Source organism: Leifsonia sp. L25 (genome assembly GCF_050632895.1).
Genome location: NZ_JBODRZ010000003.1, coordinates 2,837,815 through 2,852,102, shown reverse-complemented (window position 1 = coordinate 2,852,102; position 14,288 = coordinate 2,837,815). Strand labels below are relative to the sequence as shown.

The window sequence follows — 14,288 nt, the reverse complement described above, 5'->3', positions numbered from 1 at the left end:
TCTGGCGCGCGCCTCAGTGCGCGATGCCCGCGGCGTCGCTCAGCAGCCGGTCGACCGCTGCGCGCGGGATCGGGATCCAGCTCGGCCGGTGCCGCGCCTCGTAGGTGATCTCGTACACCGCCTTGTCGAGCTCGAACGCCGCGAGCAGCTCGGCGTGCTCGTCCAGGACGTCGCCGGCAACGCTCGCGTAGCCCTCCAGGTACGCCTTCCGCGCATCGGCGGCCCACTGAGCCGCGTCGACGGGAGGCTCGCGCCGGGCGAGCGAGCCGGCGACGTAGTCGAAGGAGCGCAGCATCCCGGCCACGTCGCGCATCGTCGCGTCCGGGAGGGCCCGCTCGGCGAGCGGACGCAGCGGCTCGCCCTCGAAGTCGATGAACTGCCAGCCGCGTTCCGGCGAGAACAGCACCTGGCCGAGGTGGAGGTCGCCGTGGATGCGCTGCAGCACCGGCAGCGGCGCGGAGGCCGCGGCCTCGTAGACCGACGCGATCTCGGCGCGCAGCGACTCGACCTCCGGCACCTCCGTCGTCGTGATGGTGAGCCGCTGGAACATCCCGTCGAGCGCGGCGCGCACGTCGTCGGTCTCCGCACGCTTCGTCGGCAGCACGCCCGCGAGCAGGCGGTGCAGTTCCGCGGTGCCCGCGCCCAGGGCGAAGGCGTGATCGGTGAAGTCCTCGCCCGCCTCGGCCGCACCGACTGCGAGCTCCCAGCCGTCCTCCGCGCCGGGGACGAAGTCCTGCATCAGCGCCAGCTCCCCGGCGGCCGTCGAGCCGTCCGGCGCCGGCCAGGATCCGGTCAGCCAGCCGAGCAGCGCGGGCGTGCGCTCCGAGCCGCCCGCGGTCAGCGCGGCAAGCGTGGAGATGTCCGGGTTCTCGCCCGCCTGCACCACTCGGAAGACCTTCACCAGCGCCAGCCGGTCGCCCAGCTCGGCGACGATGGAGGTGTTGGACTGCTCCGCCGAGAGCCGCCGCGACGACAGCACGGGGATGCGTTCGCCGAGCGTGCGGCCGCGCGCGTGCGCGTGCTCGCCGTCGGCCGATCCCGCTCCGGTCATCAGCGCCGCGAGCGCGGAGACGTACGACTCCTCGACCGCACCGTCGTAGAGGTACCGGCCGCCCGCCTCCCCCACGAACCCGGCGGGATCGCCGTCCCGCCGCACGCGCGCGACCAGCGGCACCTGGTACACGCGGGGCGTGCGGGGCGCGTCGTCGCAGAAGAAGTGCGTCACGATCCGGGATCCGGCGTCCGCGCTCTCGGGTGCGCGTTCCAGTTCGAGGGAGCCCAGGAGCCGCAGCCTCGGTTCGAACGCCTTGGTCGAGTACCAGCGCTGGCGGCGCATCCACGAGCCCACCAGCTCCGTCAGTTCCGTCATGCCTGAACCGTACGCCCCTCAGCTGGTTCCGACGATGACCCCCGTGCCGCGAGGAAGGGGTACGGATCTATTTGCACGCCGTTCACCCGGACTTCGAGGTGGAGGTGGCAGCCGGTGGAAAGCCCCGTCGAGCCGACCTGCGCGATCGGCTGCCCGGCCGCGACGTGTTCGCCGACGGTCACGCCGATCCCGCCGTCGCGGATGTGGCCGTAGGCCGTCTCGACGCCGCCGCCGTGGTCGATCAGCACGAAGTTCCCGTAGCCGCCGTTCGGGCCGGCCGCCAGGACGGTGCCCGCCGCCGCGGCGACGATCGTCGTGCCGCAGGCGGCGCCGATGTCGTCGCCCGGGTGGAAGGGCACGGTGCCGGCCGGGCGCGACGGCCGCGGGCCGAACGGGTCGGTCATCGGGCCGTGCACCGGGAGCGTCCATCCGGCCGCGATGGCGGACGGGTCGACGGTCAGCGCCTGCCAGCCTGTCCCGGCGGTCAGCACGGTGGGCAGCTGGGCGACGGCGGCGGAGTCGGAGTCGACCTGCGCCTGCGCGTCCGCGACCGCCTGCCGGCTGGCGCCGACGTCGATGCCGGCGAGCGCGTCGGCCGCGTGCTTCGCCTGACCGCTGAGGCTGGTCGCGGCCTTGCCGTCGGCCGCCGCGTCGCGCAGCGCGGCGACCCGGTCGTCGGAGAGGGAGCGGAGCCGGTCGACGGCTGCGAGCTTGGTGAGGAGGTCGCCGTTCGTCCCGAGCACCGCTGCGAGCGGGTCGGAGCCGAGGCCCTTCCAGCCGGAGGCGCGGATCAACGCCGTCGCGAAGGCGGCGGAGGCGGCGGCCTTCTTCTTCGCGGCCTTCGCCTGCGCGGCGAGCGCGTCGGACGCGGCCTGGGCCTGGGCCTGCTCGCGCTGCACGCCGAGGTCGGCGTTGGTGGCGTCGGCGAGCGCCTGCTGCGCGGAGGCCAGGTCGCTGGCGAGCTGGGCCGCCTGCTCGACCTGCGCGGTGTCGGATTGCACGGTGCCGCCGAGGTCGGGCGGGACGAGCAGGGGGATGTTGTCGGTCGGGGCGGGCGTCGGGGTGGGCGTCGGAGTCGGGGTGGGCGTCGGAGTCGGCGTCGGTGTGGCCGTCGGCTTGGGTGTCGGAGTCGGAGTGGGTGTCGGAGTCGGAGTGGGCGTCGGAGTCGGAGTGGGCGTCGGGGTCGGAGTGGGCGTCGGGGTCGGGGTCGGCGTGGGTTTCGGCGTCGGCGTCGGCGAGGGTGTCGGCGGGGGTGAATCGTCCGGATCGGGCGTCGGCGTCGAGGTGGTGCAGTCCGGCCCCTGGCACTCGTCGGCCGAGGCCGGCAGCGGCGCGAGCACGAGGCCGGTCGCCAGGAGGAGCGCCGCCGCATGGGCCAGCACCCTCAGGACCGATCGGTCGGACGACGGCGGACCGCCCGGGGCGACCCTGCTGAGCCCGGCCGGGCCGCCCGGAAAGGGCAGCGAAGCCCCGGCACGGAGGGCCGGATCGCGGCGGGTGCGGCTTCGATCGCCGCGGCGCGGAGGTTCGCGTCGTGTCAGCAGTCTGAAGCGCTCGAACGCATCCCGCATGATCACGCGGGCCCCCGACGGGCATCGGGTCGGCCCGTCCTTCGATCCTGTCACCGCGCCGGGCCGGAGGACAATCCCTCGTCAGGGGGTCGGATGCGTCTCACAGCCTCGGCACGCTAGCGTGAATCCTTGTGACCGACAGCACCGAGACCCTGCGACCCCGTCGTGCCACCACCCGTAAGTCCGGCTGGAAAGTCCTCCTCCGCGACGTCGTGGTGATCTTCGTCATCGCAGTGCTGGTCTCGTTCCTGATCAAGACGTTCGTGGCCCGCTCGTTCTACATCCCGTCGGGGTCGATGGAGAACACGCTGCAGATCAACGACCGGATCATCGTCAACGAACTGCAGCCGTCGGTCTTCCCGCTCTCCCGCGGCGACGTCGTCGTGTTCAAGGACCCGGGCGGCTGGCTCCCCGCGGCCGCGCCGCAGACCGGCAACCCGATCCAGCGGGGGGTCGGAGCGGTGCTCGACTTCGTCGGCCTCGGCGCCTCGGACAGCGACCAGCACCTCGTGAAGCGCCTGATCGGCCTCCCGGGCGACCACATCACCTGCTGCAACGCACTCGGCCAGATGAGCGTGAACGGCGTGCCGCTCAAGGAGCCGTATGTGCTGCTGCCCGCCGGACAGCAGGCCGTGTCGGCGAAGCCGTTCGACGTGACCGTGCCGGCCGGCAAGGTCTGGGTGATGGGCGACAACCGCTACAACTCGGCGGACTCCCGGTACCACATGGACGACCCGACCAAGGGCTTCGTGCCGCTGAGCGACGTGGTCGGCCGGGCGTTCGTCGTGAGCTGGCCGGTGAGCCATTGGCAATGGCTGAGCAACCACCCCGAGACGTTCGCGGGCACCGAGACCACGAACAAGTAGCGCGTCCGCTGGGCGCTGGACGCCTTCCGCGGCCGCACAGTATCGTCGGGCGCGTGACGACCGCGCACCATCACCCGCTGCTCGGGAGGGATGCGCGCCTGCTCATCCTGATCACCGGCGTGCTCGCCGGCGCGGCGGTCGGCTTCCTGCACATCATCGACTACGAGCTGGGCAGCGACACCAAGCGCGAACTGCTGAGCCCGCAGCTCTTCCTCTACGGTCCGGTCGCGGCCGGTGTGGGCTTCGTCAGCGCCGCCGCGCACTACGCCTGGTTCGTGCGCGCCCGCCCCGGCGGGGTGCACTGGTGGCGGCACGTGTGCGCGACGGCGAGCGCGTTCGCGGTCGGGTACATCGGCTACACGCTGCTCTGGCTGACCACGCCGGCGACCTACCTCGGCTGGTTCAGCGAGCCGCTCGGCGCCGGGATCGTGGCGGCGGTGGTCGAGTTCGTCGCCTACCGGCTGATCCGGGCGAGCGGAAGTGTCGAGCCGCGACCACTCCGTTCGACGTCCCAGTGAACCGACCACCGACTCCGAAAGGACCCACCGCGATGAAGTACATGATGTTCGTGATCACCGACTCCCAGCCGGACACCGAGACCGACGAGTCCGACGTCGACCTCTGGGTGGACCCGCTCGACGCCAGCGGCAAGCGGATCATCGGGGAGGTGCTCCAGCCGCAGTCCGAGTCCCGCGTCGTCCGAGTGCGCGACGGCAAGCGCTACGTGACCGACGGGCCGTTCACCGAGACGAAAGAGGTGATCTGCGGCTTCGACATCCTGGAGGTCGAGGACCTGGACGAGGCGATCGAGATCGCGTCCCGGCACCCGATGGCGCGCAATGGCCAGCTGGAGCTGCGGCCCTTCATGGTCTGGGAGTGAGCGCGCCTCCCCCTAGACTCGGCGAATGGCCGTCGTCCCGCTGCTGATCCTCGTCTTCTTCGTCGTCGCGCTGATCGACATCATCCTGCGCGACAGCAGTCAGCTGAAGCACCTGCCGAAGGTGGCCTGGATCTTCATCGTCATCCTGCTGCCGCTGATCGGCGGGATCCTGTGGTTCGCCGTCGGGCGCGAGTACGCCGGCGCGGCCTACCGCCGGCCACGCGGCACGTTCGTCGTGCGCGAGGAGCCGGCGGTGGCGCCGCGGCCGTCCTCCACGGAGGAGCAGCTCGCCGCGCTCGAGCGCGAGATCGCGGACGACCGCATCCGGCGCATGGAGGCCGAACTCCGCAACCGCCGCGACCCCGACCCCCGCCCGGACCCCTCCTGACCCGAGGCCGCAGGGCACGTGAACGCCCTGAGACCTCGCGCTGAGGTCCGTTCTCGTGCCCTTCGGTGTCAGAACTCGGTGTGGCCGAGGCGCGGTTCGGGGACGAAGTCCGCGGTCGCGTCGGCCGCCGACTCCAGCTCCAGGATCACGAGCTCGTTGCGCCCGGCTCGGGTGACCGGTGCGGGGACATGCAGCGTCTCCTGAGGGCCGCGCGTCCAGTAGCGGCCGAGGTTGAAGCCGTTGATCCAGGCGACGCCCTTGCCCCACCCGGTGGTGTCGAGGAACAGCGTCCCCTGCTCCTCCAGCTCGAAGGTCGCGCGCGCGAACACCGGCCCGGCGAGCCGCTCCGGCTCCTGTTCCACCGCGCCGCCGGCGGCGTCGAGCTCGGCGCGCACGACGTCCAGTGCGGGCAGGTGCAGCGGGAGGACGCTCCAGCGCCGGAGCCGTTGCCCGTTCAGCCGCGCCGGGCCGATCAGGCCCTTGGGCTCGCCGATCCGGGGGCCGTAGTCCACCCGCCCCTGGTCCTCCACCAGCACGGTCAGTGTGCCGCGGCTCGGGGAGAGCGTGATCGCGCTGTCGTGGTGGTCGCGGGCCAGCACTCCGACGCGCGTGGAACCGACGAAGACGTAGGCGCGGTCGCGGACTTCCCCGAACTCCAGGACGGCGGGCTGGGTCGTGTCGATCTCCGTGCGGTACAGCCCGAGGCCCGCGTAGTGGCCGAGCGCGTCGAACGTCGGAAGCTCGTCGGTGTGATGCCAGTCGCCCAGCCTCGGTGTGACCGCGAAAAGCGGAACGGCGTCGCTGAACGGCACGCTGAACGCGGGCGCTGCGGCGGCCACGACGGGCTCCTCCACCGGGACCGGCGCGTGCTTGGCGATGACCTCCCGGAACGCCCAGAACTTCTCGGTCGGCTCCCCCGCCTCGTCCAGCGGGGCGTCGTAGTCGTAGCTCGTGACGATGGGCTGGTAGACGCCCTTGTCGTTGGCGCCGTTGGTGAAGCCGAAATTGGTGCCGCCGTGGAACATGTAGATGTTCACCGACGCGCCGAGCGCCAGCAGCTCGTCCAGATCCGCCGCGGACTGCTCGACGGAGGTCGTGTGGTGGTGCGCCCCCCAGTGGTCGAACCAGCCGTCCCAGAACTCCGAGCACATCAGCGGCCCGGTCGGCTGGTGCTCGCGCAGCGTGGCGAGCCGTTCGCGCGAGCGGGACCCGAAGGAGGCCGTCTTGAGCAGCCCGGGCAGCGAGCCGTTCTCGAGCATCGCGGGCTCCGGCTGGTCGACGGTCGTCAGCGGGACGGTGATGCCCGCGGTCTCGAAGACGTCCACCAGGTGCCGCAGGTAGTCCTTGTCGTCGCCGTACGCGCCGTACTCGTTCTCGACCTGGACGAGCAGCACCGGGCCGCCTTCCGTCACCTGCAGCGGGCGCACGATCGCGAGCACGCGCTCCAGGAACGCCGTGACCGCCGCCAGGAACACCGGCTCCGAGCGGCGGATGCCCACCGACGGGTCGGTGAACAGCCACGCGGGCAGTCCGCCGTTGTCCCACTCGGCGCAGATGTACGGGCCAGGCCGCACGATCGCGTGCATCCCCTCGGCCTGCACCGTCCGGAGGAACCGCGCCAGGTCGAGCGCGCCATCGGCCGTCCATTCGCCCGGCCGCGGCTCGTGGGCGTTCCACGGCACGTACGTCTCGACGGTGTTCAGGCCCATCAGCCGCGCCTTGCGGATGCGGTCGGCCCAGTCGTCGGGGTGGACGCGGAAGTAGTGGATCGCCCCCGAGAGGATGCGGTGGGGCCGGCCGTCGAGGAGGAAGTCGTCCCCGGCGATCTCGAAGGTGCTCATGTGCTCTCTCCTCCCTCGGGCGCCCGCCGGGCTGCGGCGGACGCCCGAGGGCCGGTGACGGTGTCTCGTGCTCTGGACGGGGTTACTTGCCGGTGACCGTGAAGCCCTGCTGGTTGCCGTAGCCGACCAGCGCCTTCTGCCAGGCCTGCAGGCCGGGGTTCAGGCTGGAGTTCGACGTGTACGACTGGCCGACGGTGTCGCCGTAGATGCTGTTCGCGTAGACCTGGAAGGGCAGGTACTGCCAGCCGCTGGAGACGTTCTTCGCGCCGTCGACCAGCACCTCGTTGATCTTCTGGCCGCCGAAGTAGGCCGGGGCCTGGGCGAGGAAGTCGGACGAGTTGAGGTCCTTGGTCGTGGACGGGAAGCCGCCGGAGGCGAGGAACACCTTGATCGACGCGGGGTCGTTGTTCAGCCACTTGAGGAAGCCGGCAGCGAGCGCCTGGTTCTTGGACTGCTTCATCACGACCTGCGCGCCGCCGCCGTTCTCGGAGTTCGTCGGAGTGCCGTCGTAGGTCGGAGTCGGGGCGACGCGCCACTGGCCGGAGCCGTCCTTCACCGAGGATTCCAGCACGCCGGGCATCCAGGCGCCGGTGACCAGGGTCGCGATCGAGCCGTTGCCGAGCGCCTTGAACCAGTCGTCGCTCCAGCCGGGGACGGTGGAGAGCAGCTTGCCCTGCACCAGCTTGTCCCAGGTGCCGGTCCACTTCTTGCTGCCCTCGTCCTGCAGGTTGATCGACACCTTGGTGCCGTTCACCTGGAACGGCCGGCCGCCGGCCTGCCACATCATCGAGGTGGTGAAGCCGGAGTCGCCGGAGTCGCTCGTGATGTACTTGGTGGGGTCGGCGGCGTGCAGCTTCTGCGCGTCGGCGACGTACTCGTCCCAGGTCTTCGGCACGGTCAGACCGTACTTGTCGAAGACGGTCTTGTTGTAGAACATCGCCATGGGACCGCTGTCCTGCGGGAGGCCGACGAGCTTGCCGCCCACGTTCACCGAGCCCCAGGGGCCGGGCGTGTAGTCGCTCTTGAGCGAGTCGAAGCCGTACTTCGTGAGGTCGACGAGCGAGTCGGAGAGCGCGAACTGCGGGATCGCGTAGTACTCGACCTGCGCGACGTCGGGCGCGCCGGAGCCGGCCTTCACCGCGTTCTGCAGCTTGGTGTATTCGGTGGTGTTGGTGCCGGCGTTGACGAGCTTGACCTTCACCTTGGGGTAGGCCTTCTCGAACGCGGCCACCTGGGCCTCCGCCGACGGGGTCCACGACCAGTAGGTGATCGTGCCGCCCTGCTTGAGGGCCGCGTCGATGTCGGAGGCGCTGCCGCCGCCGCTCGAGCCGGAGCCCGACGAGCAGGCCGCGAGCGACGCGCCGATGACGGCGCTGGCGACGACGGCCGTTGTTATGCGGCGCAGGTTCCGTGAACGCAGGATGCGCTTCATGGTGGTGTTCCTTTCACTTCCTTGTGGGTGGGAGGGAGGTGCTGTGTTCACTGCTTGACGCTGCCGGCGGCCAGACCCGACTGCCAGTAGCGCTGGAGCACCAGGAACGCGGCCACGATCGGGATGATCGTGACGAGCGATCCGGTGATCACGAGGTTGAAGATCGGCTGGGCGCCGACCCCGGTCGCCTGCGCGCTCCACTGGCTGAGGCCGACCGTGAGGGGGTACCAGGTCGGATCGCTCAGCATGATGAGCGGCAGGAAGTAGTTGTTCCAGGTGGCGACGATCGCGAACAGCGCGACGGTCACCACACCGGGGGCGAGGAGGCGGAGCGAGATGGTGAAGAAGGTGCGGAACTCGCCGGCGCCGTCCATCCGGGCGGCCTCCAGCAGCTCCGTCGGGATGGCCTCGCTGGCGTAAGTCCAGATCAGGTAGAAGCCGAACGGGCTGATCAGCGACGGGAGGATCACGGCCCACGGGGTGTTCGTGAGCCCCACCTGGCTGAACATCAGGAAGGTCGGGACCGCCAGCGCCGTGCCCGGGACCGCGATCGCGCCGAGCACCAGCGCGAACACCGCACGCTTGCCCGGGAAGTTGAACTTCGCCATCCCGTACCCGGCGACCGTCGCGAGCAGCGTGGCCCCGCCCGCGCCGACCACGACGTAGAGGAGGGTGTTGCCCAGCCACTGCAGGAAGATGCCGTCGCGGTACGTGAAGAGCTGCGCGATGTTCTGGAAGAGGTTGAAGTCCTTGCCGAACCAGAGCCCGAACGACGAGTACAGATCCGGCTGGCTCTTGGTCGCGTTGACGATGAGCCAGATCAGCGGGACGAACGAGTAGATCGTGAAGACGATCATCACGATCGTCAGCACGGTCGACTTGCGGGTGCGGCGGCCGGAGGTGGGGGCGGCCGCGCGAGCGGCGCGGTTGGAGCGGGCGGCGGCGCGGGAGGGCGCCTTGCGGGGGCGTTCGGTGAGCGCGGTCATCAGCGGACCTCCTTGCGCGAGCCCCGGAGCTGCACGACGTAGGCGATCACCGCAGTGATGACCCCCATCACGATCGCGACCGTGGCCGCGTAGTTGAACTGCTGACCGGCGAACGACAGGTTGTAGGCGTACATGTTGGGTGTGAAGTAGCTGCTGATCGCGTTGGGCGCGAGCTGCTTGAGCAGGTTCGGCTCGTTGAAGAGCTGGAAGCTGCCGATGATGGAGAAGATCGTCGCGATCACGATCGCGCCGCGCACGGCGGGGAGCTTGATGCTGAACACCGTGCGGAACGCGCGGGCGCCGTCGATCTCGGCCGCCTCGTACAGCTCGCCGGGGATGACGCGCAGCGCCGCGTAGAAGATGAGCATGTTGTAGCCCATGAACTCCCAGGTGACGATGTTGCCGATCGAGCCGAGGATCCACTGTCCGGCGAGCGGGGCGAGCTGCGTGCCGAGCAGGTGGTTGACGCTCGCGGTCAGGCCGAACTGGTCTCCGTAGATGAAGCCCCAGATCAGTGCCGCCACGACGCCGGGGACGGCGTAGGGCAGGAACAGTGCGATGCGGAAGAAGCCGGCGCCGTGCAGCCGCGCCGAGTCGAGCGCGAGCGCCGCGACGAGCGACAGCGCGAGCATGATCGGCACCTGTACGACCAGGAAGAGCGCGACCCGGCCGAAGGACTCCCAGAACTTCGCGTCCTGCAGCAGCGCGATGTAGTTGTCGAGCCCGACGAACGCGTTGCCGCCGATGAGCTGCTGGCGGAACAGGCTCAGGTAGAGCGCGTAGACGACGGGTGCGACGATCATGAGGGCGAACACGACCAGGAACGGGGCCACGAAGGCCCAGCCACGCCAGTCGCGGCGCGGTCGGCGGAGGCGCCGCTGCGGCGCGGACGCCGGGGCGGTCGGCGTGAGGGACGTCGTTGTCATGGCCTTCCTCGGTGATTCGGTGCTTCGGTGCTCGCTGCGACCGTCAGTGGTGTGCTTCAGTGTCGCGGCGGATGTTTACGTCAACATCTGGTTGCATACCCTAGCATGTTGACGTCAACATGATGCAAGTCAGCCAGAATGGGGAACCATGACCGAGTCGATCGCCGAGCCGGCGCCCGCACGCCGCGGAGGCCGCACCCGCGGCCCCTCGCTCGGCGACGTCGCCGCGCACGCCGGAGTGTCCACCCAGACCGTCTCGCGCGTCGCCAACGGCCTCACCAACGTGGAGGCCGCCACCCGCGACCGCGTGCTGGCCTCCATGCAGGCGCTCGGCTACCGCCCCAACCGCGCCGCGCGCGCGCTGCGCTCCGGGCTGTTCCGCAACATCGGCGTCGTGATGTTCACGCTGTCGTCGTACGGCAACATGCGCACGCTGGACGCGATCGCCGTCTCGGCCGCGACCGCGGGCTATTCGATCACCGTCGTGCCGGTGGAGCGCCCCACCCAGCAGGACGTCAGCGTCGCCTTCACCCGCCTGCTGGAGCAGGCGGTCGACGGCATCATCATCGTCATCGAAGCCCACATCGTGGACCGCTCCGACGTCGAGCTGCCCTCCGGCCTCTCCGTCGTCGTCATCGACAGCACCGAGCGCCCCGACTACCCGCAGGTGGACACCGATCAGGCCGAGGGTGCGCGCCAGGCCACCGAGCATCTTCTCTCGCTCGGCCACGAGACCGTGTGGCACATCTCCGGACCGGCCGACTCGTACTCGGCCGCGCGCCGTGAGCAGGCCTGGCGGGACACGCTGGAGGCCGCGGGCGCCACCGTGCCGGAGGTGTTCCGCGGCGACTGGTCCACGACCGCCGGTTACGGCTACGGGCGCGAGATCGCCCAGCGGCCCGAGATCACGGCGGTGTTCGCCGCGAACGACCAGATGGCGCTCGGCGTGCTCCGCGCGCTGCACGAGGCCGGCCGCCGGGTGCCCGACGACGTCAGCGTGGTCGGCTTCGACGACATGGCCGAGGCGGACTCGTTCTGGCCGCCGCTGACGACCATCCACCAGGAGTTCGAGGCCACCGGCCGCCGCGCCGTCGAGCTGCTCATCGCCGAGATCGAGGGACGCCCCGAGCCGGCGCGCTCGTCCGTCCTCCCGACCCGGCTCGTCGTGCGCGCCAGCACCGGCCCGGCGCCCGCCTGACCTCGGCCGAGGGGCACGTCACGCTCATCGACCGCCGGGCGACGCTACCCCCGCTCGACCACTTCGAACCGGTTCCCGTCCGGGTCCGTGGCCTGGAACATGGCCGGGACACCGGGCCAGCGCAGCAGCTCCCCCACCGCCACCCCGCGCCGGGTCAGCTCCTCGTGCGTGCTCCCCGCGTCCACGCTCTCGAACCGGATGCCCGTCTCGACCCCGGCCGGCACGTCCGCGCTCGCGACCACGAGCGACACCGACACCGCCGACCCCGGCGGCGCCAGCATGATCCAGCGCCCGTTCGGCAGCGGCGCGTCCACGCGCACCTCGAACCCGAGCACGTCCCGGTAGAAGGCCAGGGCGATGTCCTGGTCTCTCACGGGGATGCCGATGGTGTTCACTCCGATGATCCCTGCGTCCGTCATGAGCGCATCCTCCTCCTCTCCCGGGTACGTCGACAACGGAGGACGTCCACCGCGGAATTCCTCTGTTGCCGACGCTCCCTCAGCGGCTCACCAGCGGCCGGACCTCGATCCCGCCGTGCCCCTGCCGCGCCTCGGCGAGCGAGGCCGCCAGCGCGACCGCCTCCTCCTCGCTCTCGGCCTCGATCAGGTAGAAGCCGCCGACGACCTCCTTGGCCTCCGAGAACGGCCCGTCGGTGGGCCGTGGCTCACCGTCCGGGCCGGTGCGGACCGTCGTCGCCGTGGACGACGCCTGCAGCTCCCCGCGGCACGCACCCCGGCGCCCGCTTTCTCGCTGAACGCGCGGTGGGCCGCGTCGACCGCGGCGCGCCCCTGCTCGTCGAGCGCGTCCCAGCGAGTCTCGTCGCCGTAGATGAGGATCAGGTAGCCGGTCATGTCTCTCCCTTTCGTGGATGCCGGATCGTGGATGCCGGATCGTGGATGCCGGACACCTGGACGTCGAACGGGAGGGGCCCCTTTCGACACCGGGCTGCACTGTCGACAGCGGCTATACTGCTGACGTCCGGCCGTCCCACGGCCCGGTGCTCGAAAAAGGGCACGAAGCCGCGCTCGGCGAAGCAGCAGCGCGCGAGACACATACGGATCATCGCACCTCCGTTCCCGTCTCGAAAGGCACCGCCATGCCGTCCGTCTCCGCGCACGTCGCCACCACCCTCGCCCACCACGTCGACCAGGTGTTCGGGGTGATGGGCAACGGCAACGCCCACTTCCTCGACGCCCTCGAGCGCGAGGGGCGCGTCCCCTACACCGCCATGCGCCACGAGGCCGGAGCCGTCGTCGCGGCCGACGCCTACCACCGCGCCTCCGGGAGGCTCGCCGCCGCCACCGCCACCTACGGCGCCGGGTTCACCAACACGCTGACCGCGCTGGCGGAGGCCCGCCAGGCGCACATCCCGCTGGTGCTGGTCGCCGGCGACGAGCCGACCTCCGGCCCGCGCCCGTGGGGCGTCGACCAGATCGCGCTGGCCAGCGCGGTCGGGGCGCGCACCTATACCGTCGGCCGCACCGACGCCGCCGCGACCACGGCCATCGCCGTCGAGCACGCGCTGACGTACCGCGTGCCCACTGTGCTCGCCATCCCCTACGACGTCGCCACCCGGGAGGCCGGCCCGGTCCCCGAGGCGCCGGCGCCCGTCCTCCCCGCACCTCTCGCCCCCGCCGGCCCGTTCGCGCGCGGCGCGATCGTGGACGCCGCCGCCGCGCTCGCGAGTGCGGAGCGACCGTTCCTGCTCGCCGGCCGCGGCGCCTGGATCGCCGGCGCGGGCGACGCGCTCGGCGCCCTCGCCGACGCGACCGGCGCCCTCACCGCGGGCACCGCGCTGGGCCGCGGCGTCTTCCCCGACACGCGCTACGACCTCGGGGTGACCGGGGGTTTCGGCGCTGAGGGCGCGATGGAGGCCGTCCGCTCGGCCGACGTCGCGGTCGTCTTCGGCGCCTCCCTCAACCAGTTCACGATGCGCTTCGGCGACCTGTTCGCCCCCGGCACCCGCATCATCCAGGTGGATGTCGCTCCCGCGGCGACGCACCCGAACGTCGGCGCGTATCTGCGCGGCGACGCCCGGGTGGTCGCCGAGGCGCTGGTGGAGGAACTGCGCGCGCTCGGCGCCGTCCCCTCCGGCTGGCGCGAGTCGGCCGACCTCGCGGCACTCCGCGACCGCCCGGCGGGCGACGGCCTGGCGGCAGACGGCCGCCTCGACCCCCGCACGGCCGCGGCCCGCATCGGCCAGCTGCTCCCCGCCGACCGCGTCGTCGTCTCGGACGGCGGCCACTTCATCGGCTGGGCGAACATGTACTGGCCGGTCGCCTCCCCGGCCCGGATGATCATGGTCGGCACCGCCTACCAGTCGATCGGCCTCGGCTTCCCGAGCGTCGCCGGCGCCGCCCTCGCGCATCCGGACTCCACGATCGTGCTCACGACCGGCGACGGCGGCGGCCTGATGGCGCTGGCCGATCTGGAGTCCGCGGTGCGGGTCGCGGGGGGCCGCGGCCTGTGCGTGGTCTGGAACGACGCCGCCTACGGCGCGGAGGTCAACCTCTACGGCCTGAAGGGCCTCGCCCAGGGCCCGATGCGCATCCCGGAGGTCGACTTCGCCGGCCTGGGCGCCGCGGTGGGGGCGGAGGGCGTCGTCGTCCGCACCCCTGAGGATCTGGAGGCGCTGGTCCGCTGGGCGGCGCGCCCGGCGGCCGAGCGGCCGTTCCTGGTGCTGGACCTGCGGATCTCGGGTGATGTGGTGGCGCCCTACCAGGAGGAGATCATCCGCGTGAACTCGTGAACTCGTGAATCGCGGGTGACTGCCGCCGTGGCGCACTGACCGATCCGCCGCGATGGCCGATAGTGACTGACGTACCTCCCTT

General features: G+C 71.4%; 14 protein-coding genes. 6 read left to right on the top strand and 8 right to left on the bottom strand.

Features of this window, described 5'->3' with window-relative positions:
- Positions 1–13 precede the first annotated feature (13 nt).
- Entirely contained in the window at positions 14–1,369 is a 1,356-nt protein-coding gene (locus tag ACRAWC_RS18355; protein WP_431349011.1) for a maltokinase N-terminal cap-like domain-containing protein, read from the bottom strand.
- On the bottom strand, positions 1,366–2,751 hold the full coding sequence (locus ACRAWC_RS18350; RefSeq protein WP_431349010.1) for a M23 family metallopeptidase: 1,386 nt from the start codon (positions 2,749–2,751) through the stop codon (positions 1,366–1,368). The genes ACRAWC_RS18355 and ACRAWC_RS18350 overlap by 4 nt, the downstream gene beginning before the upstream one ends.
- Positions 2,752–3,071: 320 nt before the next feature.
- Between ACRAWC_RS18350 and lepB the strand changes: the two genes are divergently transcribed.
- From lepB to ACRAWC_RS18330, 4 genes are read left to right on the top strand one after another with little or no spacing between them, the layout of a single operon-like run.
- Positions 3,072–3,806 (top strand): signal peptidase I, encoded by a 735-nt coding sequence (lepB, locus tag ACRAWC_RS18345; RefSeq protein WP_431349009.1) that lies wholly within the window; start codon positions 3,072–3,074, stop codon positions 3,804–3,806.
- 53 nt (positions 3,807–3,859) lie between these two features.
- Positions 3,860–4,324, top strand: coding sequence for a hypothetical protein (locus ACRAWC_RS18340; protein WP_431349008.1), 465 nt, complete (start codon positions 3,860–3,862; stop codon positions 4,322–4,324).
- 32 nt (positions 4,325–4,356) lie between these two features.
- Positions 4,357–4,686, top strand: a complete 330-nt coding sequence (locus ACRAWC_RS18335; protein ID WP_431349007.1) for a YciI family protein — start codon at positions 4,357–4,359, stop codon at positions 4,684–4,686.
- 25 nt (positions 4,687–4,711) lie between these two features.
- Entirely contained in the window at positions 4,712–5,074 is a 363-nt protein-coding gene (locus tag ACRAWC_RS18330; RefSeq protein ID WP_431349006.1) for a PLD nuclease N-terminal domain-containing protein, read from the top strand.
- Between the two features lie 68 nt (positions 5,075–5,142).
- Here ACRAWC_RS18330 and ACRAWC_RS18325 read toward each other — a convergent pair whose 3' ends face one another.
- The 4 genes from ACRAWC_RS18325 to ACRAWC_RS18310 form a co-directional block, all read right to left on the bottom strand.
- A complete protein-coding gene (locus ACRAWC_RS18325) occupies positions 5,143–6,915 on the bottom strand; it encodes a glycoside hydrolase family 35 protein (protein ID WP_431349005.1) in 1,773 nt (590 codons plus the stop codon).
- Between the two features lie 82 nt (positions 6,916–6,997).
- A complete protein-coding gene (locus ACRAWC_RS18320; protein WP_431349004.1) occupies positions 6,998–8,347 on the bottom strand; it encodes an ABC transporter substrate-binding protein in 1,350 nt (449 codons plus the stop codon).
- Positions 8,348–8,394: 47 nt separating this feature from the next.
- Positions 8,395–9,333, bottom strand: a complete 939-nt coding sequence (locus ACRAWC_RS18315) for a carbohydrate ABC transporter permease (protein WP_431349003.1) — start codon at positions 9,331–9,333, stop codon at positions 8,395–8,397.
- Positions 9,333–10,259, bottom strand: a complete 927-nt coding sequence (locus ACRAWC_RS18310) for a carbohydrate ABC transporter permease (protein ID WP_431349002.1) — start codon at positions 10,257–10,259, stop codon at positions 9,333–9,335. The genes ACRAWC_RS18315 and ACRAWC_RS18310 overlap by 1 nt, the downstream gene beginning before the upstream one ends.
- A 148-nt stretch (positions 10,260–10,407) precedes the next feature.
- Here ACRAWC_RS18310 and ACRAWC_RS18305 point away from each other — a divergent pair, with 148 nt between their 5' ends.
- Positions 10,408–11,457: a LacI family DNA-binding transcriptional regulator gene (locus ACRAWC_RS18305; protein ID WP_431349001.1), complete on the top strand. Its 1,050-nt coding sequence runs from the start codon at positions 10,408–10,410 to the stop codon at positions 11,455–11,457.
- Between the two features lie 44 nt (positions 11,458–11,501).
- Here the strand turns inward: ACRAWC_RS18305 and ACRAWC_RS18300 are convergent, their stop codons facing one another.
- Together ACRAWC_RS18300 and ACRAWC_RS18295 are read right to left on the bottom strand one after the other, a co-directional pair.
- The gene (locus ACRAWC_RS18300) at positions 11,502–11,876 is read right to left on the bottom strand and encodes a VOC family protein (RefSeq protein ID WP_431349000.1); all 375 of its coding nucleotides are present in this window, start codon (positions 11,874–11,876) and stop codon (positions 11,502–11,504) included.
- Between the two features lie 79 nt (positions 11,877–11,955).
- The gene (locus ACRAWC_RS18295; protein WP_431348999.1) at positions 11,956–12,408 is read right to left on the bottom strand and encodes a YciI family protein; all 453 of its coding nucleotides are present in this window, start codon (positions 12,406–12,408) and stop codon (positions 11,956–11,958) included.
- A 145-nt stretch (positions 12,409–12,553) separates the two neighbouring features.
- Between ACRAWC_RS18295 and ACRAWC_RS18290 the strand changes: the two genes are divergently transcribed.
- Positions 12,554–14,206, top strand: a complete 1,653-nt coding sequence (locus ACRAWC_RS18290; RefSeq protein WP_431348998.1) for a thiamine pyrophosphate-binding protein — start codon at positions 12,554–12,556, stop codon at positions 14,204–14,206.
- Positions 14,207–14,288: the final 82 nt, after the last annotated feature.